The following is a 23552-nucleotide window of genomic DNA, read 5'->3' as shown; positions in this document are numbered from 1 at the left end:
TATGCACGATCATAACAACACTCAACCTTCATTAGACGCTCAGGGTCAACCGGATTCCACGACGGATGTCCAGGACGGGTTTGTGCTCAGCGATGCTGAACGTGACGCCATTGAGCATGAAAAACACCATTACGAAGATGCCCGCGCGGCCTCGATTGAAGCGCTGAAAATTGTACAGAAACAGCGTGGCTGGGTGCCGGACGGCGCCATTTCCGCGATTGCCGACCTTCTGGGCATTCCGGCCAGCGATGTGGAAGGCGTCGCTACCTTTTACAGCCAGATTTTCCGCCAGCCGGTAGGGCGTCACGTCATTCGCTACTGCGACAGCGTCGTGTGCTACATCAACGGTTTTCAGGGCGTCCGCGCCGCGCTGGAGAAAAAGCTCAATATCCAGCCGGGTCAGACCACGTTCGACGGCCGCTTTACGCTGTTGCCGACCTGCTGTCTGGGCAATTGCGACAAAGGGCCTTCGATGATGATCGACGAAGACACCCACAGCCACGTCAAGCCTGACGATCTCGATTCATTACTGGAGCAGTATCAATGACTAAAAACATTGTTATCACTGCCGAACAACACCCTCTCACCTGGCGTCTGCGTGAAGACAAACAGCCGGTATGGCTGGATGAGTACCGCAGTAAGAATGGCTACGTGGGCGCGCAAAAAGCACTCACCGGCATCGCCCAGGGCGACGTGGTGACGCTGGTCAAAGACGCGGGTCTGCGCGGACGCGGCGGGGCGGGCTTCTCCACCGGGCTCAAATGGAGCCTGATGCCGAAAGACGAAAGCATGAATATCCGCTACCTGCTGTGTAATGCGGATGAGATGGAACCCGGCACCTATAAAGACCGCCTGCTGATGGAGCAACTGCCTCACCTGCTGGTGGAAGGCATGCTGATTAGCGCCTACGCGCTGAAATCCTACCGGGGCTACATCTTCCTGCGCGGCGAATACGTTCAGGCGGCCGCTAACCTGCGCCGGGCGATAGAGGAGGCCAAAGCCGCAGGCCTGCTGGGTAAAAACATTCTGGGCAGCGGCTTTGACTTCGAGCTGTTCGTCCACACCGGCGCCGGACGGTATATCTGCGGTGAAGAAACCGCCCTGATCAACTCGCTGGAAGGCCGACGGGCCAACCCGCGCTCCAAGCCGCCGTTTCCGGCCTCCGCGGGCGTGTGGGGCAAGCCGACCTGCGTCAACAACGTCGAAACCCTGTGCAACGTGCCGGCTATCATTGAGCATGGCGTCGACTGGTATCAGGGGCTGTCCGCGGGCAAGAGCAAAGATGCCGGCACCAAGCTGATGGGCTTCTCCGGTCGAGTGAAAAATCCGGGTTTGTGGGAGATGCCGTTCGGCACGACCGCCCGTGAAATTCTGGAAGATTATGCGGGCGGTATGCGCGATGGGCTGACGCTGAAAGCCTGGCAGCCGGGCGGGGCAGGCACCGACTTCCTGACCGGCGATCACCTTGACCTGCCGATGGATTTCGAAAGCATCGCCAAAGCGGGCAGTCGTCTGGGCACCGGGCTGGCGATGGCGGTGGACAACGAGATCAACATGGTCGGTTTGACGCGCAATTTGGAAGAGTTTTTTGCGCGCGAGTCCTGCGGCTGGTGTACGCCGTGCCGCGATGGTTTGCCGTGGAGCGTGAAGCTGCTGCGCGCGTTGGAAGCCGGGCAGGGGCAGCCGGGCGATATCGAAACGCTGGAGCAGCTGTGCCGCTTCCTGTCGCCGGGCCACACCTTCTGCGCCCATGCGCCGGGGGCCGTTGAGCCGCTGCAGAGCGCAATAAAGTATTTCCGACATGAGTTTGAGGCGGGTATCGCCAGGCAGACTATCAGCAATACAAAAGCGATAGGCGGGATTCAACCTAACCTGCTGAAACAGCGCTGGTAAGCAATGGCCGAGTCGCAGATGCGATGTTTCGCACCGACGTAAGCGATTCTTCATCTGATAGACAGAATTTTTGATTAGCGCCTGCTTAAGACGCGGGCCTTTATGGAAGCATGCTGACTATGGCAACGATTCATGTAGACGGCAAAGAATATGATGTGAACGGAGCGGACAACCTCCTTGAGGCATGTCTCACTCTGGGCCTTGATATTCCTTACTTTTGCTGGCATCCGGCGCTGGGTAGCGTTGGATCATGCCGCCTGTGCGCGGTCAAGCAATACCAGAACGCGGAAGATACGCGCGGTCGCCTGGTCATGTCCTGTATGACGCCCGCTGCGGACGGCACCTTTATCGCGATTGACGATGAGGAAGCCAAACTGTTCCGCAAAAGCGTCGTCGAGTGGCTGATGACCAACCATCCTCATGATTGTCCGGTCTGTGAAGAGGGCGGCAACTGCCACCTGCAGGACATGACGGTGATGACCGGGCACAACACCCGCCGCTATCGTTTCACCAAACGAACCCATCACAATCAGGATCTCGGGCCGTTCATCTCTCACGAAATGAACCGCTGTATCGCCTGTTATCGCTGTGTGCGGTATTACAAAGATTACGCCGACGGCAAAGACCTGGGCGTGTACGGCGCGCATGACAACGTCTACTTCGGTCGTCCCGAAGAGGGCGTGCTTGAGAGCGAATTCTCCGGCAACCTGGTGGAAGTCTGCCCGACCGGGGTATTCACCGACAAAACCCATTCCGAACGCTACAACCGTAAGTGGGACATGCAGTTTGCGCCCAGCGTCTGCCAGCAGTGCAGCGTGGGATGTAACACCAGCCCCGGCGAGCGTTATGGCGAATTGCGCCGCATCGAAAACCGTTTCAACGGCAGCGTGAACCACTACTTCCTGTGCGATCGCGGTCGCTTCGGCTATGGCTACGTCAACCTGAAAGACCGTCCTCGCCAGCCTCAGCAGCGTCTCGGCAACGAATGGACGGCGCAGAACGCCGAACAGGCGGTGCAGAGCGCGGCCAATGTTCTACGTGAATCCAAACAGGTCATCGGCATCGGCTCCCCGCGCGCCAGTGTCGAAAGCAACTTTGCGTTGCGTGAACTGGTCGGCGCGGAAAACTTCTACAGCGGCATTGCCCAGAGCGAACAGAACCGCGTTCAGCTGATGTTGAAAGTGCTGAAAGAGAGTGGTGTTCACACCCCGGCGCTGCGCGAGATCGAAGGTTACGATGCGGTGCTGGTGCTGGGCGAAGATTTGACGCAGACCGGCGCGCGTATTGCGCTGGCGGTGCGTCAGGCGGTGAAAGGCAAAGCGCGTGAAATGGCCGCCGCGCAGAAAGTGGCGGACTGGCAGATCGCCGCCATCATGAATATCGGCCAGCACGCTAAACATCCGCTCTTTGTGACGAACGTCGACAGCACCCGTCTGGATGACGTGGCGGCCTGGAGCTACCACGCTCCGGTCGATGAGCAGGCGCGTCTGGGCTTCGCCATCGCGCATGCGCTGGATAAAGCGGCACCGGCGGTTACCGATCTGGCGGGCGATCTTGAACCCAAACTGGATGTCATCGTTCAGGCTTTGGCGGGCGCGAAAAAGCCGCTGATCGTCACCGGCACGAATGCGGGCAGCGAAGAGATTATCGCCGCGGCCGCCAATGTGGCCAAAGCGTTGAAGGGCCGGGGTTCTGACGTTGGCATCACGCTTGTCGCCAGCAGCGCCAACAGTATGGGGCTGGGCATGATCGGCGGCGGCTCGCTTGACGAGGCGCTCTCCCGACTGGAGTCCGGCGAAGCGGATAGCGTCGTGGTGCTGGAAAACGATCTGTATCGACATGCGCCGGCGAAGCGCATTGATGCGGTGCTGGATAACGTTGCCAACCTGATTGTGGTCGACCACCAACGCACCCGCGTCATGGATAAAGCCAACCTGGTTTTGTCGGCGGCCAGCTTCGCGGAAAGCGACGGGACGCTGATTAATCAGGAAGGTCGCGCTCAGCGCTTCTTCCAGGTTTACGATCCCGCTTACTACGACAACGCCACGGTGATGCTGGAAAGCTGGCGCTGGCTGCACGCGGTTAAGGCCCGTATGGCCAGCCGCGATGCTGACTGGACGCAGCTCGACCAGGTGGTCGATGCGTGCGCCGCCGCGCTGCCGCAGTTGGCGGCTATCAAGGACGCGGCGCCGGATGCCTCTTTCCGTATTCGCGGTCAGAAGCTGGCGCGTGAGCCGCACCGTTACAGCGGTCGTACCGCCATGCGCGCCAACATCGACGTGAACGAACCCCGCCAGCCGCAGGATCAGGACACGATGTTCGCTTTCTCGATGGAAGGGAACAACAGTCCCGAGGCCGAAAGCGGCCAGGTCGCGTTTGCCTGGGCGCCGGGCTGGAACTCCCCGCAGGCGTGGAACAAGTTCCAGGATGAAGTCGGCGGTCATCTGCGCCACGGCGATCCGGGCGTCAGGCTGATCGAAGCGGGCGAGGGTGCGTTGGACTACTTCAACCAGATCCCGACGCCGTTTGCGGCACAGGCGGGCCAATGGCGAGTCGCGCCTTACTATCATCTGTTCGGCAGCGAAGAAATGTCGCAGCGCGCCGACGTCATCCAGCAACGGATGCCTCAGCCTTACGCGATGGTGAATCCGGCAGATGCGGCCCGGTTGGGCGTCAATCCGGGAGCGCTGCTGGAGATTGTCTGTGATGGACAGACCTTGCGTCTGCCGGTAAAGGTCAGCGCAGAGTTGCGTCAGGGACAGGTAGGGTTGCCGCTGGGCCTCCCGGGCATCGCCCCGGTTCTGGCGGGCGCGACCGTTGAAACAATGCGGGAGGCGGCACAATGAGTTGGTTTACACCGGAAGTGGTGGATATTTTGATCGCCGTGCTCAAGGCGATCGTGATCCTGCTGGTCGTCGTGACCTGCGGCGCCTTCATGAGTATGGGCGAGCGCCGCCTGCTGGGCTTGTTCCAGGGACGTTACGGGCCGAACCGCGTGGGTTGGGGCGGCTCGTTGCAGCTGGTGTCGGACATGCTGAAGATGTTCTTCAAGGAGGACTGGCTGCCGCCGTTCGCCGACCGGGTTATCTTCACGCTGGCGCCGATGATTGCGTTCACGTCGCTGCTGCTGTCGTTCTCCATCGTGCCGATCACCCCGACCTGGGGTGTGTCCGACCTGAATATCGGGTTGCTGTTTTTCCTGATGATGGCCGGTCTGGCGGTGTATGCCGTGCTGTTCGCCGGTTGGTCCAGCAACAACAAATACTCGCTGTTGGGAGCCGTGCGCGCCTCCGCCCAGACGCTCAGCTATGAGGTGTTTCTGGGGCTGTCGCTGATGGGCGTGGTGGCTCAGGCTGGTTCATTCAACATGCGCGACATCGTTGAGAGTCAGACGCATATCTGGAACGTCATTCCGCAGTTCTTCGGTTTTGTCACGTTCGCTATCGCGGGCGTCGCGGTATGTCACCGTCACCCCTTTGACCAGCCGGAAGCGGAACAGGAACTGGCCGACGGTTACCACATCGAATACTCCGGGATGAAATTCGGTCTGTTCTTCGTCGGGGAGTACATCGGCATCGTGACCGTCTCGGCGCTGATCGTGACGTTGTTCTTTGGCGGCTGGCACGGACCTTTCCTGCCCCCCATCGTGTGGTTTGCACTCAAAACGGCCTTCTTCATGATGATGTTCATCCTGATCCGTGCCGCGTTACCCCGCCCGCGATACGACCAGGTGATGGCTTTCGGCTGGAAGATTTGTCTGCCGTTGACGCTGCTGAACCTGTTGGCGACCGCCGCAGTCATTTTGTACAACGCTCAATAAGGGGTGAATAAACCATGACACTGAAAGAACTCTTGGTGGGTTTTGGCACCCAGGTACGCAGCATTTGCATGGTGGGGTCCAACGCGTTCAAAAAACGCGAAACCCGCATGTATCCTGAGGAGCCGGTGAATCCGCCGCCCCGTTACCGCGGTCGTATCGTCCTGACGCGTGATCCCGACGGCGACGAACGCTGCGTGGCCTGCAACCTGTGCGCCGTGGCCTGTCCGGTCGGCTGCATCTCGCTACAAAAAGCGGAAACGAAAGACGGGCGGTGGTATCCGGAATTCTTCCGTATCAACTTCTCACGCTGCATCTTTTGCGGCATGTGTGAAGAAGCCTGTCCGACGACAGCCATCCAGCTGACGCCCGATTTTGAGATGGGTGAATTCAAGCGCCAGGATCTGGTGTACGAAAAAGAAGATCTGCTGATCTCGGGGCCGGGTAAATATCCGGAATATAACTTTTACCGGATGGCCGGCATGGCCATCAATGGGAAAGACAAAGGCGAAGCCGAAAACGAAGCCAAACCCATTGATGTCAAAGGTCTGCTGCCTTAAGGAGCCAAGCATGGAATTCGCTTTTTATGCGGCTGCGTTGATTGCGGTACTGGCAACATTGCGTGTCATTACCCATACCAACCCAGTGCATGCACTACTTTATTTAATCGTGTCTCTTCTGGCCATCGCTTGCGTGTTCTTCTCGCTGGGCGCCTATTTTGCGGGCGCGCTGGAGATCATCGTCTACGCCGGCGCCATTATGGTGCTATTCGTCTTCGTCGTGATGATGCTGAACCTCGGCAGCGCCGTGGCTGAACAGGAAAAACAGTGGCTCAAGCCTGGCGTCTGGATCGGCCCCGGCATTTTGTCTCTGCTGCTGCTGGCGGTCATCATCAAAGGCATCTACAGCGTGAGCGGCGAAGGCATTCAGGGCAACATGATTGACGCCAAAGCGGTCGGCATCACGCTGTTCGGGCCTTATGTGCTGGCGGTAGAGCTGGCCTCTATGCTGCTGCTGGCCGGGTTGGTCGTCGCCTTTCACGTCGGCCGTGAAGACCGGCTCGACAACGTTTCGGATGCCAACGACGCCGACAAGAAAACAACGGAGGGACGGGCATGATTCCCCTACAACATGGTTTGCTGCTGGCGGCCATTCTTTTTGTGCTGGGCCTGACTGGGCTGATTATCCGGCGCAACCTGCTGTTCATGCTGATCAGTCTGGAAATCATGATCAACGCGGCTGCGCTGGCGTTTGTGGTAGCCGGTAGCTATTGGGGTCACCCGGATGGCCAGGTGATGTACATTCTGGCGATCACGCTGGCCGCCGCCGAAGCCAGTATCGGCCTCGCGCTGCTGCTGCAGCTGTATCGTCGCCGTCAGACCCTGAATATTGATACTGTCAGTGAGATGCGCGGATGAACTTACTCTACTTAACCCTCTTATTTCCGCTACTCGGATTTCTGTTGCTGGCCTTTTCCCGCGGCCGTTGGTCTGAAAATGTCTCAGCGACCGTCGGCGTCGGTTCCGTCGGCCTGTCGGCCTTGTTGACCTGCTGGATTGGCATCGACTTCTTCAGCCATCAGCAAGGCGATGGCGTGGTCTTCTTCAATCAGCACTTGTGGACCTGGATGTCGGTGGGCAACTTCGACATCTCCGTCAACCTGGCGCTGGACGGTCTGTCGCTGACCATGCTCTCCGTGGTCACCGGCGTCGGCTTCCTCATCCACCTGTACGCGTCCTGGTACATGCGTGGGGAGGAGGGCTACTCCCGCTTCTTCGCCTACACCAACCTGTTTATCGCCAGCATGCTGGTGCTGGTGCTGGCGGATAACCTGCTGCTGATGTATCTCGGCTGGGAAGGGGTAGGGCTGTGCAGTTACCTGCTGATTGGCTTCTACTACACCAACCCGAGCAACGGCGCAGCGGCGATGAAGGCGTTCGTGGTGACGCGCGTCGGCGACGTCTTCCTGGCTTTCGCGCTCTTTATTCTGTATCGCGAACTGGGAACGCTGAACTTCCGCGAACTAATGGTCTTAGCACCGCAGCATCTGGCGGAAGGTTCGCCGGCCATTACGATGGCGACATTAATGCTGCTGGGCGGCGCGGTCGGCAAGTCGGCGCAACTGCCGTTGCAGACCTGGCTGGCGGACGCCATGGCGGGGCCGACGCCGGTCTCCGCGCTGATCCACGCCGCGACCATGGTGACGGCGGGCGTGTATCTGATCGCCCGGACGCACGGTCTGTTCCTGATAGCGCCGGCGGTGCTGCATCTGGTCGGCATCATTGGCGCGGTCACGCTGGTGCTGGCTGGGTTCGCGGCGCTGGTGCAAACGGATATCAAGCGCGTGCTGGCATATTCCACCATGAGCCAAATCGGCTACATGTTCCTGGCGCTGGGCGCCGCCGCGTGGGATGCCGCGATTTTTCATCTGATGACGCATGCGTTCTTCAAAGCACTGCTGTTCCTGTCTTCCGGCTCGGTGATCCTGGCCTGCCACCACGAACAGAACATCTTCAAGATGGGCGGGCTGCGTAAAACCATTCCGCTGGTTTACGTCTGCTTCCTGGTCGGCGGGGCGGCACTGTCGGCGTTGCCGCTGGTGACGTCAGGCTTCTTCAGTAAGGATGAAATTCTGGCGGGCGCCTGGGCGAACGGGCACATCAACTTCGCCATCGCCGGTTTGGCGGGCGCGTTTATGACCTCGCTCTACACCTTCAGAATGATTTTCATCGTGTTCCACGGTGAGGAAAAAACGAAAGCGCATGCGCTCAAGGGCATCACTCATCATCTGCCGCTGCTGATATTGCTGGTGCTGTCTACGTTCGTCGGCGCGCTGATCGTGCCGCCGCTGTACGGCGTGCTGCCGGAAACGACGGCGCTGGAGCACGGTCGGATGCTGACGCTGGAAATCGCGTCCGGCGTGATCGCCGTCGCCGGTATCCTGCTGGCCGCCGCTTTGTGGCTGGGACAGCGTCGCCTCGTCAACCTCATCGCCAACAGCGTGGCCGGTCGTTTCTTCTCGACCTGGTGGTTCTACGCCTGGGGCTTCGACTGGCTGTACGACAAGATCTTCGTCAAACCGTATCTGGCGATTGGCGCGTTGTTGAAACACGATCCGTTCGACAAGCTGATGACGATCCCGGCGCTGCTGGTTGCCTGGGGCAATCGTGGTCTGGCGGTCGGTCAGAACGGTCAGGTGCGCTGGTATGTCGCCTCCGTGGGGATGGGCGCCGTCGTGGTGCTGGGATTGCTGTTGCTTGCGTAATGGCGATACAGCGACGTTGAGGGTAGCGGACGCCTGACTCAGGCGTCCCTGCCGGCAGCAAGTTTCTCGTTTTCTTTATATTTAGGGACACAAAACGCCATGCTACTACCTTGGCTACTTCTTATTCCCCTTATCGGCGGTCTGCTGAGCTGGCTGTTCGAGCGATTCGGCGCCAACGTGCCGCGTTGGATTGCATTGATGACTATGGGGTTGACACTGGCGCTATCCGTACAGCTTTGGCTGCAGGGTGGCTATTCTCTGGCGGTGCCGCACGGCGTGCCGCAATGGCAGGAAGTGTTTAACGTACCGTGGATCCCGCGCTTCGGCATCGATTTCCATCTGGCGCTGGATGGCCTGTCGCTGCTGATGGTGGTGCTGACCGCGCTGCTGGGACTACTGTCCATCCTGTGTTCGTGGAACGAAAAGCACCGCCGTTCGGGCCTGTTTCACCTTAACCTGCTGTTGACGCTGGTCGGGGTGATTGGCGTGTTTGTGGCGGTAGACCTGTTCCTGTTCTTCTTCTTCTGGGAAATGATGCTGGTGCCGATGTACTTCCTGATCGCCGTATGGGGTCATGAAGGTGCGGACGAACGCGCGCGCAGCAAGGCCGCGACCAAGTTCTTTATCTATACCCAGACCAGCGGTCTGGTGATGTTAATCGCTATTTTGGGTTTGGTGCTGGCGCATCACGCGTCTACCGGCGTCTGGACGTTTAACTACGATGCGCTGCTGCGTACCGACATGTCCCACGGCGTGGAGTATCTGCTGATGCTGGGCTTCTTTGTCGCCTTCGCGGTGAAAATGCCGCTGGTGCCGGTACACGGCTGGTCGCCGGATGCTCATGCGCTGGCGCCGACGGCAGGGGCTGTCGATCTCTCGGGTCTACTGATGAAGACGGCGGCCTATGGTCTGCTGCGTTTCAGCCTGCCGCTGTTCCCTACCACGTCTCACGAATTCGCTCCGATCGCCATGTGGCTGGGCGTGATCAGTATTTTCTACGGCGCCTGGCTGGCGTTTAAACAGACCGATATTAAACGGCTGGTGGCCTACACCTCCGTGTCGCATATGGGCTTCGTCATGATCGCCATCTACTCCGGCAGTCAGCTGGCGTATCAGGGTGCGGTGGTGCAGATGATTGCGCACGGTCTGTCGGCTGCCGGGATGTTTATCATCTGCGGCCAGCTGTACGAACGACTGCAGACGCGCGATATGCGTCAGATGGGCGGTCTGTGGGGACGTATTCGCTATCTGCCCGCCGTATCGCTGTTCTTCGCGGTGGCGACGTTGGGGATGCCGGGAACCGGTAACTTCGTCGGCGAATTCATGATCCTGTTCGGCAGCTATCAGGTGGTGCCGGTGATTACGGTCATCTCCACCTTCGGTCTGGTGTTTGCCTCGGTGTACTCTCTGATCATGATGCAACGCGCTTACTACGGCGCGCCGAAATCTGACGCGCCGCTGGCAGGAATGACGACGCGCGAGCTGTCCATCATATTGCTGCTGATTGTGCTGCTGGTCGCGCTGGGTATTTATCCTCAGCCGGTTCTGGATACCTCCAGCGCGGCGATGACCAATATTCAACAGTGGTTTATGTCGTCGGCTCAGAGTTCCATTATTTCAACAACAAGGCTTTAATTCGCCATGACAATAACTCCTCAACAACTGATCGCGCTTTCTCCGCTACTCCTTGTCGGATTAACGGTAGTGGTTGTGATGCTGTCCATTGCATGGCGACGCAACCATGTTGTGAATGCCACTCTGTCCGTCATCGGTCTGGGTATTTCTCTGGTCGCCCTCTATCTGGTCGGGCAGAGCGGCCCGACGGACGTGACGCCGCTGATCCGTGTCGACGGCTATTCAATGCTGTATACCGGTCTGGTGCTGGTGGCCGGACTGGCGACCTGCCTTTACGGCTACGCCTGGCTTAAGGGTTATTCAGACAACCGCGACGAGTTTTACCTGCTGGTGCTTATCGCTACGTTAGGTGGCGTGCTGCTGTCCAGCGCCAACCATCTGGCGTCGCTGTTCATCGGTATTGAACTGATTTCTCTGCCGTTGTTCGGGTTGGTGGGCTACGCCTTCCGTCAGGAACGTTCGCTGGAAGCGGCCGTCAAATATATGCTGCTGTCTGCCGCCGCGTCCTCTTTCCTGCTGTTCGGAATGGCGCTGGTCTATGCCGGTTCCGGCGACCTGAGCTTCGCCAGCCTGGGCAAAAGCCTGAGTGACCAGCAGCTGTATCAGCCGCTGCTGCTGGCAGGTCTGGGTATGATGATCGTGGGCATCGGCTTCAAACTATCGCTGGCGCCGTTCCATTTGTGGACGCCGGATGTGTATCAGGGCGCGCCCGCGCCGGTATCCACCTTTCTGGCGACGGCAAGCAAGATCGCCATCTTCGGCGCGGTCATGCGTCTGTTCCTGTACGCCCCGCTGGTTGACGGCGAATCTGTGCGGCTGGCGCTGGCCGTGGTGGCGTTTGTCTCCGTCATTGTGGGTAACGTGATGGCGGTGGCGCAAACCAATATCAAACGTCTGCTGGGCTACTCCTCCATCGCGCATATGGGGTATCTGCTGGTCGCGCTGATTGCCGTGCAGTCGCATGAGCTGGCGCTGGAAACGGTCGGCGTCTATCTGGTCGGCTATCTGTTCAGCAGCCTGGGCGCTTTCGGCGTCGTCAGCCTGATCTCCAGTCCGTATCACGGCGCAGACGAAGACTCGCTGGCGGCGTATCGCGGTCTGTTCTGGCGCCGTCCGGTGCTGGCCGCGTCGATGTCGGTCATGATGCTGTCGCTGGCAGGGATCCCGATGACGCTGGGCTTCTTCGGCAAATTCTACGTGCTGGCGGTGAGCGTAAACGCACAGCTGTGGTGGTTGACGGCGGTGGTGGTCGTCGGTAGCGCCATTGGTCTTTACTACTACCTGCGCGCCATGGTGAATTTGTATCTTTCCAAGCCGCCGGCGCAGGTCTCGGCCCAAAACGGAGCGGCGGTTTGTCCGTTCTCGCTGGCTGGCATTGTGGTAGTGATTTCCGCCATCATCATTGTCGCGCTGGGCCTTTATCCCCAGCCGCTTATCTCGCTGGTTCAGATGGCGCAGCCTTTGATGTAACCCTTGATAGGTTCAAGATGATGAAAGCCGCGACGTGTCGCGGCTTTTTTTATGACCATTGCCAGATAATCAGGAATTATCTGTCCCCATTCGGCCCCGCATCGGCGTCAGGTTATCTATAGTTAAAGGGTTCGCGCATTTTCACCAACAGGAGAAAATAATGGCACCGCATGATAAACAGTCACAAGAAGTGAGTATTGAGGACGACGTAAAGCTGTTGTCCACCACGCTGGACGAGCTATTGAAATATTCCGGCGACTACGCAGACAGCGCTTATCAGGATCTCAAAAAGCAGGCCTACGACTCGCTGCAGGATGTTCGGTCTCGTCTTGAACCCTCAACGGGGTGCTGCCAGCGGGCGAAAAAGTTTGTGAAGAAGGCGGATAGCTATATTCAGGACAACCCCTGGCATGGTCTTGGCATCGGTGCGTCGGTAGGATTGGTGCTTGGGATTTTGCTCGCCCGTAAATAACGGTTCTCTCATGACGTCTGATGTTGTCGACGCCGTTAACTGAAACAGGCGCCGTATCCCTATCATGGGTACGGCGCCTGTTTTTTATGCGTCAAGACGCAGCGGGTGTCAACGTGCTTCAGGCGTTGAGCGTACCGTCAATCAGAGTGCGACTGTAGCCGCCAATCCATGGCTGACTATCGATATAAGCGACATTGACGCGCCCGTTGCGGTACAGCATGGTGCCCTGACGCACGCTGTATCCCATTTTCCTCGTCACTTTTTCCAGATCGTGGCTATGTTGCAACGCGCGGGCGATACACGCGTTCGCACTGCCGGTCACCGGATCTTCAATCACGGTATCCAGCGGGAAAAACGCCCGGACTTCATAATCGGCCGGCGTCGCGTTTTCGTGCGGGCCATAGATGGCGATACCGTCGACATGGGTCGCCGCCAGCAGTTTTTCGAACGGGGGTTGAGCAATTCTGACACCCAGGCAGGACGCCGCGCTGTCCATACGGACGATTATCCAGCGGATCCCCATGCTGACGATCGTGGGCGGGACGTCGCTATGGCGATGATTGCTGCCGAGCGCGGCGTCAATCAAGGCGTAAAGGCTTTCTTCCACGGGATCGATAGCGGCTTCCGGCGCCCGAAAGGCCAGTTGACCGTTGTCAAAAAGATTTATGGGGATCAGACCGACGCCGCATTGCTGAATCAATTGTCCCGGGACATGCGGCGTGAGTCCTGTCTCCAGCAGTGCATGAGCCGTTCCCAGCGTGGGGTGGCCAGCAAAAGGCAGTTCCTGCGACGGCGTGAAAATGCGAACCAGATAGTCCGCCGTGGGGTCGGTCGGCGGCAGCACAAAGGTGGTTTCAGAGAGATTAGTCCAGCGGGCGATGGCCTGCATCTGCTCATCACTCAGCCCTTCGGCGTCCAGAATGACGGCCAGCGGGTTGCCCTGAAAATCATGGTGGGTGAAGACATCGACCTGTTTAAACTGACGCTCTGATGACATGTGCGCTTCCTTCAGGGGGTTTACGACATGATAAGTTTTTTTATTCAAGATTATCACCTGATTATATTCAAAATCCCATAGAAACCATTCTGGTTAAATAGCGTTCGAATATGGCCGGGATTCTGAGGGCCGCTTATGGCATAATGTGCGGTAAATCACACTTAGATCTGAGTAAATACTGTGCTGGTAACGAATAACATAACGATGCAATTCGGCAGTAAGCCGCTTTTTGAAAACATCTCCGTCAAATTCGGCGGCGGCAACCGCTATGGCCTGATCGGCGCCAACGGCTGCGGTAAATCCACTTTTATGAAAATTCTGGGTGGCGACCTGACCCCCAGCGGCGGCAATGTTTCTCTGGATCCTAACGAACGTCTCGGCAAGCTGCGCCAGGACCAGTTTGCGTTTGAACAATACTCGGTACTGGACACGGTCATCATGGGCCATGCCGAACTGTGGGACGTGAAAGAGGAGCGAGATCGCATTTACGCGCTGCCGGAAATGAGCGAAGAAGACGGCTATAAAGTGGCCGATCTGGAAGTGAAATACGGTGAAATGGACGGCTACAGCGCCGAGGCCCGCGCGGGCGAGCTGCTGCTGGGCGTGGGGATCCCGCTGGAGCAGCATTACGGCTTGATGAGCGAGGTCGCGCCGGGCTGGAAACTGCGCGTGCTGTTGGCGCAGGCGCTGTTTGCTAACCCGGATATTCTGCTGCTCGATGAACCGACCAACAACCTGGATATCGATACCATTCGCTGGCTGGAACAGGTGCTGAACGAACGTAACAGCACCATGATCATCATTTCCCACGACCGTCACTTCCTTAACATGGTGTGTACGCACATGGCGGACCTGGATTACGGCGAACTGCGTCTGTACCCGGGCAACTACGACGAATATATGACGGCCGCCACGCAGGCGCGTGAGCGCCTGGTGGCGGACAACGCCAAGAAGAAGGCGCAGATTGCCGAGCTACAGTCGTTCGTGAGCCGTTTTAGCGCCAACGCCTCTAAATCCCGTCAGGCCACGTCGCGCGCGCGCCAGATCGACAAAATTCAGTTGGAAGAGATCAAGGCGTCCAGCCGCCAGAACCCGTTCATCCGTTTCGAGCAGGACAAAAAGCTGTTCCGTAACGCGTTGGAAATTGAGGATCTGGCGAAAGGATTCGACAACGGTCCGCTCTTCAGCAGGCTGAAACTGCTGATCGAAGTCGGAGAGAAAGTCGCAGTGCTCGGGACCAACGGTATTGGCAAAACCACGCTATTGAAAACGCTGGTCGGCGACCTGGCTCCGGATGTCGGCACCGTCAAATGGTCTGAAAATGTGCAGATTGGCTACTATGCGCAGGATCACGAATATGAGTTCGACGATGAGCTGACGGTCTTTGACTGGATGAGCCAGTGGAAGCAGGAGAACGATGACGAGCAGGCGGTGCGTAGCGTACTGGGCCGTCTGTTATTCTCGCAGGACGATATTCGCAAGAAAGTGAAGGTGCTGTCCGGGGGTGAGAAAGGGCGCATGCTGTTCGGCAAGCTGATGATGCAGCGTCCCAACGTGCTGATCATGGATGAACCGACCAACCACTTGGATATGGAATCTATCGAATCGCTGAACATGGCGCTCGAGATGTATCAGGGAACGCTGGTCTTCGTCTCGCACGACCGGGAATTCGTTAGCTCACTGGCCACCCGTGTGCTGGAAATCACGCCTGAGAAGATGATCGACTTCACCGGAAGCTATGAGGATTATCTGCGCAGTCGCGGCATCGAATAACGCCGGGTCGTCGCGATTTTCATCGCATCGTCTAGAGCCGTCGCCTGTGCGACGGCTTTTTTGTGGCCGTTATCCGGCGGCGGGCTCGGGGCTTTTCCCATCAACCTTGGTCGCGAACGGAGCCAAAAAGGCGGCGTATCCGGGGAGATAGACGTCAGTTGCCAACGGGGCCTTGGTGGGCGATGACAAACGACAGCGGGAGTGCTACGTTCAGCGTCATTCCTTTTGCGATATCCTGAAGAAAACATATGAACCGTGCTGAAAAACCGCTTTTGATTATCCAGATGGGGCAGCCGCCTGCGCCTATCGCTGCAGACGTCGGCCAACAGTCGGACTGGTTTCGCAGCGCGCTGGCGACGCTGGAACTCGGCGAACTGCTGATTGTCCGTCCCGACCTGAATGAGGCGCTGCCGCCGCCTTCCTCTCTGACCGCCGCGATTGTGACCGGCTCGTGGGCGATGGTCACCGACCGGCTGGATTGGAGCGAAGAAACGGGGGTATGGCTGCGTCGAGCCGTGGACGAACAACTGCCGCTGCTGGGCGTATGTTATGGGCATCAACTTCTGGCGGACGCATTGGGCGGAACGGTGGCCGATAATCCGCAGGGGAAAGAAATGGGGCTGGAAACCATTTCGCTCAAACCAGCGGCGGCGCAGGATGCGCTCCTCTCCGGGCTGCCGGAAGCGTTCAGCGCCTACCTCACCCATGTGCAGTCGGTGGCGATTCCGCCGCCGGGCGCGCAGGTGCTGGCATCATCGGCGCTGGACGGCTGTCAGATCCTGCGCTATTCACCCACCGCGTTGTCCTTCCAGTTCCACCCGGAAATGGAGGCGGGAGTGATGAACGCCTGTCTGAGAAATAACCGGAAGCCGACGCTGACGGTGCAGGAAGAACCCCGCTGGGCGCGTCGCCTGCTGGTGGAGTTTGTGCGGCAGGCGCAGTTGGCGCAGGCCGCTGCGGCGGCGGCAGGTTCGGAGTAGTCCGGTTGTCCTACGAATTCAGTGAGTTATGGTCACTCCCTCAGATTAGCGTAGAGGGAGGACAATTGATGTATTTACGCCCTGATGAAGTGGCTCAAGTACTTGAGAAAGAAGGATTTACACGCGATACCGTGACGGATAAAGCCTATGGATTCTATAAAGGCGAGCACTACGTCTATGTCAATCGCGAGGCGAGAATGGGGCGTACCGCCGTGGTCATCCACCCCAATCAGGGGGCGAAAAGTCTGAAATACGCCCATCCCGCGGAAACGCTGCGCAGCAGCCCGGCCTATGAGCGCTTCCCGCTCGACCCTGAATCTGAAACTCCGTCCTATATGGGCATTCCGCATGGTTTCACCTCTCGGGCCATGCTGTCACGCTATCTTGAGCGTATGTTTGGCTGATCGTCGACCGCCCGCAAGCGGCAAGGGGATGGGCTCTCCCGGCCGCTTGCGCAAGGCCGCCGATGGCTTTCGCCGGATTCGACCGCTTTTCACACCTTGCCCGGCGGCTTCACCCCCGCCGGAAACGCAGCTGCACCGCGAAAAAAGGCTCCCCGCCTCGGCGTTTCCCGCGCCAAACCCGTCAAAACAGGGAAACCGGCCTACAATGAATATGATACGGTTGATTCGTCCCGTGCGGATGCCGCCGCCCTGTGACTGCAGGTCGGGAACAAATGCCGTCCGCAGGGGAGCTTCCCCCGCGTAAGCGCGTCGGTCCGGCTGGCAACGGCCGTCCGTCATTTTCACTATAAATCGGAAAACAACCTGATGAGTATTCGTCTTGTTCCTCAGGAACAGCCAGCAGGCGAGGCGGCGACGTCCCGGCTGGAAACCGTCCCGTCGTTGCTATTCGCCAATCTGAAAAGCCTGTACAGCGGCCGCGCCGAACGGCTGCGCCAGCTGGCGGACAATCACCCGCTGGGCGACTATCTGACCTTCGCCGCACAGGTGGTGGAAGCGCAGCAGCATGTGCAGCATGACCATCCGCGGTTGCTGGACGTCACCCGCATTCGGCAAGACGCGGGCGGGAGACCGCCGTTGGATGCCGCGCATTTCCAGCGCGATGCGCACTGGCTTACGCTGTTGCAGGCGCTGATTGAAGAGTTAAAGCCGCAGATGAGCGGTCAGATCCTCAGCGCGCTGGAAAATCTAGAGAAGATGTCCGTGCCGGAGAAGGAAGCGCTGGCCGATAAGCTGTTCAGCCAGTCTTTTTGTCCTGAGAGCAACGACAAGGCCCCCTTCGTCTGGGCGGCGCTGTCGATCTATTGGGCGCAGATGGCCAGTCAGCTGCCCGCCGAGGTCCTGCCGTCACTGGGCGAACACCGCCAGTTCTGCCCGGTGTGCGGAAGCATCCCGGTCTCCGCCGTGGTCCATATGGACGATGAAAACGGCCTGCGCTACCTGCATTGCAACCTGTGTGAAACGGAATGGCACATGGCGCGCGTGATCTGCAGCAACTGCGAGCAGTCCGATCACCTGAGCTATTGGTCGTTGGACGATGAGTTGGCCTCAAACCAGACGGAGAGCTGCGGCGACTGCGGCACCTACATCAAACTGCTGTACCAGGAGAGAGACTGCCGGGTGGAAGCGGTGGCGGACGATCTCGCCTCGCTGATCCTGGACATCAGAATGGAGGATGAAGGTTTTTTTCGCAGCAGCATCAACCCCTTCCTGTTTCCGGAAAGCGCCGTCTGAGCGGAGGATCGCGCGTAAGCCCGTGGGGGCAGCGACCCCGCTCCCACGTCAGGCCGTTTTCTGCAAACGCCTATCAGGCCGCCCGCGCTTTGGCCACGAGCAACACGTAGGACAGCGCAGCCAGCACGTAACACACCAGCATCACCAGCGCCATCGATGTAGCGCTCGTGCCTGCCAGTCCGGTCAGCGGTACGCTCAACGCGCCCAGCCCGAACATGCTCAGACCAATCAGCGCCGAAGCGCTCCCTGCCTGATTTCCCTGACTTTGCATCGCCAGCGCGGAGGCGCAGGGACCAATCACCCCCATCATGGCGACGGCTAAAAACAGCGGTGCCAGAACCCACACCAGCGACGCCTGCGTCAGACCGGCGGCGAGCAGTATCGCGGAGGCCAGCACCGCAATCGTCAACCCTACGCGCAATACGCGTTCTTCCTGATTATCTCGGCTAAAGCGGGCGGACAGCTGTCCGGCGATAATCAGGCCGATGCCGTTCAGGGCGAAACACAGGCTGAAGATCTGTGGACTCAGTCCGTAGATCTGCTGTAAGACGAACGGCGAGGCGCCGATATAGGCGAACATGCCTGCGCCGGACAGCCCCTGCGCCAGACACATACCCATAAACTGGCGTTCCCGCAGCAGCCCGCCGAGTGACGACAGCATCGCGCCGAGGCCGCCGCTGATTCGCCGCTCTTGCGGTAGCGTTTCGCTCATCCTAAAGGCGGACAGGAGCAGTAACAGCATCGCGACTATCGCCAGCGCGACGAAAATACCGCGCCAGTCCGTTAAGCTCATCAGCGCGCCGCCCAACACCGGCGCAAATATCGGCGCCAACCCGTTGACCAACATCAACAGCGCGAAAAAGCGGGTCAACTCATGTCCGGAATAAAGGTCGCGGACCACCGCGCGCGATAAGACGGCTCCGCCGGCCCCGGCTATCCCCTGTAACAGACGTGCCGCCAGTAGCTGATGGATATCGGTGGCGAGGGCACACCATATCGACGTGGCCAGCAGCAGCGCCAGCGAAAACAGCAGGGGACGCATGCGTCCGAACGCATCGCTGAGCGGACCAAAAATCAGCTGGCCGCCGCCGAGTCCCAACAGCCCTGCAGTCAGACTGAGCTGCGCGGTGGAGGTATTGGTACTGAGATCGCTCGTCAACTGAGGCAGCGCCGGCAGATACAAATCGGTACATAGCGGACCCAGCGCGGCCAGCGAACCCAACATAAGCGCATAGCCCAGACGGGTAGGGGAGTGTGTTTTCATAGAGCCTCATCTTCCGAAAAAAGCAGTGCGATGATGTGTTGATAGAGCTGATGGAGTTCAGCCCGCGGGGCGGAGGAGGGTAACAGCGAACGCGTCGATGTCCCTTGCACCAGCGCGGCTATCAGTTCCACCCGCGCGGCAATAGACGCCTGGGAGAGCCGTGGATAGCGTTTATGCAACATCAGGCAGGCCTGATAAAAAATACGTTCGTCCGCGGCTTTTAGGATCTCCGCGACGCGCGGATTACGGCTAGCCTCGGCCGTGGCTTCAAGCATCAACGCATTGTCGTCGCTGTTATGGTACATCTCATCGTAGGGCGCGTTGCCGATCAGAATGTCCGGCATGCGTGCGGTATGGTTCAGCTCCCGCTCCAGTGGTGCGATCCTGGTTTCCGCGATGCGGAAAACCATCTCCTCAATAATCGCATTCTTGTTGGTAAAATAATGGTAAATCTGCCCGACGCTCAGTTCAGCGACGCGGGCAATGTCCGCCATCCCCGCGCCATGGAAACCAGCCCGGCGAAAGCACTGGCGCGCTGCGGCGATAATGCGGTCCTGCCGCTCGCGGACATGCTGCTGTTTGGGTGTTTCAGACGGCATGGTTGGCTCCAGTCAGCGCGCTGCGAAAGTCGTCAGCGGGCCATTTATGATAAGGCGTGATAAACACGGTCATGTCCCGTTAGGTAAATTGAGAATGAACGTTCATTCTCAATTAGATGAGAGGATAGGTGAGATTCTGGAAGCAGGCAAGTTTCGCAAACTGCCGTATCGATGACGAATCTCCCCTTTCCGGCGCGTGTTGACCTGCGATACCCGACGCGATGTGCAGCGGCGCGTGCGGGGGCTTTCCTCTATGTTTTAACATCGTGTTGCCGAAGAGCGGGCCATCGCCGCGTTTCAAAAGAGCGCGGTTCAGGTTAAGTGATTGTAAAAAATGACGATTATACACTCTGATGTTCATCTGCGAGATGATCACGGGAATTTGACCCGCTCTCCGCCATATCGCATTATGGGCGCGCCTGCGGGGACCGTTGGACGGTGATTTTCCGTCAGGGGCCTTCGGCCGCGGTATGTCACGATGAAGCCATCTCACCCTGTGTTCGCAATGGCGCAAGATGAATGGCCTGCCCGCTCACGGCAGTGAGAGCGTGGCAGATCCGACATGCTCCCCGTTGGGGATCCAAAACAATGATAACCATCGCGCCGTACCCCAGATTCCGTTCAGAGTGGCTGCAACGCTTGCGCAGCGTTGAGCGTTATCTCCGGCGGCGGGGGCGACCGAGATCAAGGGACTACTATGATAAAAGCTACACGCAGCCTGCTGGTACTCGCCGGTCTTTTTTTGAGTATCGGTTATGTACAGGCTTCAGACTGTATCGAAATCCGTGCCGGGTTCGACATCGGCTCCGGCACCACCAAAGCGATGGTCGCGGAGGTGGACGTCTGCCATGGCGTGCTCGGCAATGTCTTGTATCAGAGCGATCAACCGGTTGGCTACAATGCGGATTTGGCGCGTTCCCACAACGGCGAACTGAGCCCGGCCATCGCCAACGAAGGATTGGCGACGCTGCAGTCGCTGCTTCATGCGGTCAATCAGTGGCATCCATCCCGCATTAGCGGCGTGGCGACGGAGGTTTTTCGCTCCGCCAGCAACGGCGAACAGGTGATTGCCGATTTTGAACGCAACACCGGGTTGTCCATCAAAGTGCTCAGCCAGGAGCAGGAAGCCCTGCTGGGATTCCTATCGGCGAAGGCCACGCTCAATCAACCTGCGTTGAGCAACGGCGATATTCTGGTGTGGGACATCGGCGGCGGCTCTATGCAGATGACCAGCTTCGAGCCGATCAACGGTCACCTAAAGCCGGTCGTCTATCTGGGTAAGCTGGCGGCGGTCAGTCTCAAAGACATGGTCATTGATGTCTTCCAGAATAAGGATTTGCGTGCGGTCTCGTCACCCAATCCGATAGGCGATCAACTGCCGATGATCCTGCGTTTCATCCGGTTCTATGCGACGACGCACGTTCGTCCCGAGATCCGCCTTGTCGCTTCACGCAAGCTGGTCATCGGCATCGGCGGCGTACACAGCTACTCCATTTCCGGACAGCTCGGAACAGGCCGCAACAGCTATCGCCTGGAGGAGTTGAAAAGCATCACCGCAAAAAAAAGTCATATGGACGACTCTCAGCTGCAGGGCAAATACAAAGCTACGGACGTGACTAACCTGCTACTGGTTGAGGGCTTCATGGAGGCACTTGATATTTCGGAAGTTCACGTGGTGAAAGCCAGCCTGATCCAGGGCGTGTTGCTGCAGTGATCTTTTCGCTTCGGCTATTCTGCGCAGAGACTGTTTTCCGGGAGGAACCCGGCCTCTGCACAGCCAGTATTTTGTTCTCTCTCCTTTAGTAACCTACTGCCGATCCCGCAGGTCGCCGGGAGTCGTTGGCACCGTACAGATAGCCTTCGCGCACTTTATCGGACACAGCGGAGTCATTGCCTGAGTTGGCGGGCTCGACGCCCTGAATACCGGGCAGGCCAACCATAATCAGCTCGGCAGCGCCCCAGGGCGTTTGCTCGATCATCTTATAGCCGCGTTCCGCCAGCAGTTTCAGCGTATCGGCGGACAGGCCGCGCCGTTCGTAGTAGACCGCGTCCGGCAGCCATTGGTGATGAATGCGCGGTGCATCCACCGCTTCCTGCGGCGTCATCCCGAAGTCGATAATATTCAACGCTGTTTGCAGCGTGATCGTGATAATGCGCGAGCCGCCGGGCGATCCCAGCACCAGAAAGATCCTGCCGTCTTTAGTCACCAGCGTCGGACTCATGGACGACAGCGGACGTTTGCCCGGCGCGATGGCGTTCCGCTCCCCTTGCACCAGCCCGTAGAGATTTTTCTCCCCGACCTTGGCGGTGAAGTCGTCCATCTCATCGTTCAGGAAAAAACCGGTGCCGGGGGCGATCACGACTGCGCCGAAACGCCCGTTGATCGTATAGGTGGTGGACACCGCATTCCCCTGCTTATCGACAATCGAATAGTGGGTAGTCTCCGGTTTCTCGTGCGGTTCGGTGCCGGGCGTGACCTGCGTTGACGGCGTGGCTTTCTCCGGGTCGATTTTGCTGCGAATCTCCGCAGAGTACGTTTTGCTCAGCAGACGATCGATAGGGTTGTGTACAAACGCCGGATCGCCCAAATAGGTATTGCGATCCATGTAGGTATGGCGCAGCGCCTCCGTTATCGTGTGGATCGCCTGCGCGGAGTTAAAGCCCATCCCCTTAAGATCGTATCCTTCGAGAATGTTCAGCGCCTCGCACAACGCAACGCCGCCGGAGCTGGGTGGCGGAGAGGAGATGAATCTATAGCCGCGATAGGTGCAGCTAATCGGCGTGGTTTCCGTGACCGTGTAGCGAGCGAAGTCCGCTGCGGTGATGATCCCGCCGCCTTTTTTCGCCGCCGCCTCGATTTTGCGCGGTAGTTCCCCCTTGTAGAAGGCGTCGGGACCGCGATCGGCGATGCTTTGCAGGGTGCGGGCCAGATCTTTTTGTACCAGCCGGTCTCCCGGCTGCATCGGCGATCCATCCGGGCGAAGGAAGAGGCGGGCGGCTTCCGGGTCTTGTCGGAAACGTTTGACGGTGGTGTTCATGATATCGGTGTCGCCGCGGTTTAGGATAAACCCTTCGCGTGCGAGCTTGATGGCCGGCGCCAGCAGCTGCGCGCGGCTCATCGTCCCATATTTTTCCCGTGCGGTTTCTAGTCCCATCACCGTGCCGGGTACGCCGACCGCCAGATAGCCGTACAGGCTGGCCCCGGGCTTCACTCTCCCCTCCGCGTCCAGATACATATCGGCGGTGGCCGCCGCTGGCGCAGTTTCGCGGAAGTTGATAAAAGTGTCTTTCCCGTTTGCCAGATGCAGGGTCATAAAGCCCCCGCCGCCGATATTGCCGCAGCAGGCGTTGACCACGGCCTGGGCGTAGCCGACGGCCACCGCCGCATCTACCGCATTTCCCCCTCTTTTCAGGATATCAACGCCGACCTGGGAAGCCAGATGCTGCGAACTCACCACCATCCCTTGCTTCGCCTCTACGGCGGGAATGGAGACCGCAGAGGCCGGGCCTACGGTGAGGAGTCCTGATAAGCTTAATACCAACCGCCATTTTCCTGATGTCATCCCTATCTCCTGCTGATCTAATACCTACTCTGTTGGTTTTATGTCCGGCCATGTTGTTCGCCGGTGGCTAGACAGCATACGGAGCCGTCTCCGGTGAGGGAACCATTCGATAACAGAAAAATGAGTG

Annotated in this window: 20 protein-coding genes; 16 read left to right on the top strand and 4 right to left on the bottom strand. The window is 58.6% G+C overall.

Annotated features, from left to right (window positions below; all coding sequences use genetic code 11):
- Position 1: 1 nt before the first annotated feature.
- From nuoE to I6N93_RS10925, 11 genes are all read left to right on the top strand, one after another.
- The gene (gene nuoE / locus I6N93_RS10975) at positions 2-547 is read left to right on the top strand and encodes an NADH-quinone oxidoreductase subunit NuoE (protein ID WP_085685073.1); all 546 of its coding nucleotides are present in this window, start codon (positions 2-4) and stop codon (positions 545-547) included.
- Positions 544-1893 (top strand): NADH-quinone oxidoreductase subunit NuoF, encoded by a 1350-nt coding sequence (gene nuoF, locus I6N93_RS10970; RefSeq protein ID WP_085685070.1) that lies wholly within the window; start codon positions 544-546, stop codon positions 1891-1893. The genes nuoE and nuoF overlap by 4 nt, the downstream gene beginning before the upstream one ends.
- A 119-nt stretch (positions 1894-2012) precedes the next feature.
- Positions 2013-4739 carry an NADH-quinone oxidoreductase subunit NuoG gene (gene nuoG / locus I6N93_RS10965; protein ID WP_085685328.1) on the top strand — a complete coding sequence of 909 codons (2727 nt, stop codon included), beginning with the start codon at positions 2013-2015 and terminating at the stop codon, positions 4737-4739.
- Complete coding sequence (nuoH, locus tag I6N93_RS10960) at positions 4736-5713, top strand: NADH-quinone oxidoreductase subunit NuoH (RefSeq protein WP_085650986.1); 978 nt, start codon at positions 4736-4738, stop codon at positions 5711-5713. The genes nuoG and nuoH overlap by 4 nt, the downstream gene beginning before the upstream one ends.
- A 14-nt stretch (positions 5714-5727) precedes the next feature.
- Positions 5728-6270, top strand: coding sequence for an NADH-quinone oxidoreductase subunit NuoI (gene nuoI / locus I6N93_RS10955; RefSeq protein WP_026739920.1), 543 nt, complete (start codon positions 5728-5730; stop codon positions 6268-6270).
- A gap of 10 nt (positions 6271-6280) precedes the next feature.
- A complete protein-coding gene (nuoJ, locus tag I6N93_RS10950) occupies positions 6281-6829 on the top strand; it encodes an NADH-quinone oxidoreductase subunit J (protein ID WP_085685067.1) in 549 nt (182 codons plus the stop codon).
- Complete coding sequence (gene nuoK, locus I6N93_RS10945) at positions 6826-7128, top strand: NADH-quinone oxidoreductase subunit NuoK (protein ID WP_085650984.1); 303 nt, start codon at positions 6826-6828, stop codon at positions 7126-7128. Before nuoJ ends, nuoK begins: the two co-directional genes overlap by 4 nt.
- Complete coding sequence (gene nuoL, locus I6N93_RS10940) at positions 7125-8975, top strand: NADH-quinone oxidoreductase subunit L (protein ID WP_085685064.1); 1851 nt, start codon at positions 7125-7127, stop codon at positions 8973-8975. Before nuoK ends, nuoL begins: the two co-directional genes overlap by 4 nt.
- A 99-nt stretch (positions 8976-9074) precedes the next feature.
- Complete coding sequence (nuoM, locus tag I6N93_RS10935) at positions 9075-10610, top strand: NADH-quinone oxidoreductase subunit M (RefSeq protein WP_085685061.1); 1536 nt, start codon at positions 9075-9077, stop codon at positions 10608-10610.
- Between the two features lie 6 nt (positions 10611-10616).
- The gene (gene nuoN, locus I6N93_RS10930; protein ID WP_085685058.1) at positions 10617-12080 is read left to right on the top strand and encodes an NADH-quinone oxidoreductase subunit NuoN; all 1464 of its coding nucleotides are present in this window, start codon (positions 10617-10619) and stop codon (positions 12078-12080) included.
- Positions 12081-12240: 160 nt separating this feature from the next.
- Positions 12241-12552 carry a DUF883 family protein gene (locus I6N93_RS10925; RefSeq protein WP_085685055.1) on the top strand — a complete coding sequence of 104 codons (312 nt, stop codon included), beginning with the start codon at positions 12241-12243 and terminating at the stop codon, positions 12550-12552.
- A gap of 118 nt (positions 12553-12670) precedes the next feature.
- Here the strand turns inward: I6N93_RS10925 and I6N93_RS10920 are convergent, their stop codons facing one another.
- Positions 12671-13549, bottom strand: coding sequence for a PhzF family phenazine biosynthesis protein (locus I6N93_RS10920; protein ID WP_085685052.1), 879 nt, complete (start codon positions 13547-13549; stop codon positions 12671-12673).
- A 180-nt stretch (positions 13550-13729) separates the two neighbouring features.
- Between I6N93_RS10920 and I6N93_RS10915 the strand changes: the two genes are divergently transcribed.
- The 4 genes from I6N93_RS10915 (at position 13730) to fdhE (ending at position 17999) form a co-directional block, all read left to right on the top strand.
- Entirely contained in the window at positions 13730-15322 is a 1593-nt protein-coding gene (locus I6N93_RS10915) for an ABC-F family ATPase (protein ID WP_085685050.1), read from the top strand.
- 248 nt (positions 15323-15570) lie between these two features.
- Entirely contained in the window at positions 15571-16302 is a 732-nt protein-coding gene (locus I6N93_RS10910) for a glutamine amidotransferase (protein WP_085685046.1), read from the top strand.
- Between the two features lie 68 nt (positions 16303-16370).
- Positions 16371-16706, top strand: coding sequence for a DUF2002 family protein (locus tag I6N93_RS10905; protein WP_085685043.1), 336 nt, complete (start codon positions 16371-16373; stop codon positions 16704-16706).
- Positions 16707-17072: 366 nt separating this feature from the next.
- The gene (gene fdhE, locus I6N93_RS10900) at positions 17073-17999 is read left to right on the top strand and encodes a formate dehydrogenase accessory protein FdhE (protein ID WP_085685040.1); all 927 of its coding nucleotides are present in this window, start codon (positions 17073-17075) and stop codon (positions 17997-17999) included.
- A 73-nt stretch (positions 18000-18072) separates the two neighbouring features.
- On the opposite strand, the gene I6N93_RS10895 is transcribed toward fdhE, so the two are convergent.
- Together I6N93_RS10895 and I6N93_RS10890 are read right to left on the bottom strand one after the other, a co-directional pair.
- Complete coding sequence (locus tag I6N93_RS10895) at positions 18073-19263, bottom strand: multidrug effflux MFS transporter (protein ID WP_085685037.1); 1191 nt, start codon at positions 19261-19263, stop codon at positions 18073-18075.
- Positions 19260-19862: a TetR/AcrR family transcriptional regulator gene (locus tag I6N93_RS10890; protein ID WP_085685034.1), complete on the bottom strand. Its 603-nt coding sequence runs from the start codon at positions 19860-19862 to the stop codon at positions 19260-19262. The genes I6N93_RS10895 and I6N93_RS10890 overlap by 4 nt, the downstream gene beginning before the upstream one ends.
- A gap of 697 nt (positions 19863-20559) precedes the next feature.
- Between I6N93_RS10890 and I6N93_RS10885 the strand changes: the two genes are divergently transcribed.
- Positions 20560-21576: a Ppx/GppA phosphatase family protein gene (locus tag I6N93_RS10885; RefSeq protein WP_112111530.1), complete on the top strand. Its 1017-nt coding sequence runs from the start codon at positions 20560-20562 to the stop codon at positions 21574-21576.
- Positions 21577-21661: 85 nt separating this feature from the next.
- On the opposite strand, the gene ggt is transcribed toward I6N93_RS10885, so the two are convergent.
- Entirely contained in the window at positions 21662-23425 is a 1764-nt protein-coding gene (gene ggt, locus I6N93_RS10880; RefSeq protein ID WP_085685031.1) for a gamma-glutamyltransferase, read from the bottom strand.
- Positions 23426-23552: the final 127 nt, after the last annotated feature.

This window comes from Lonsdalea populi, from assembly GCF_015999465.1.
Lineage (GTDB): Bacteria > Pseudomonadota > Gammaproteobacteria > Enterobacterales > Enterobacteriaceae > Lonsdalea > Lonsdalea populi.
This window is presented reverse-complemented; position numbering and strand designations above follow the sequence as displayed.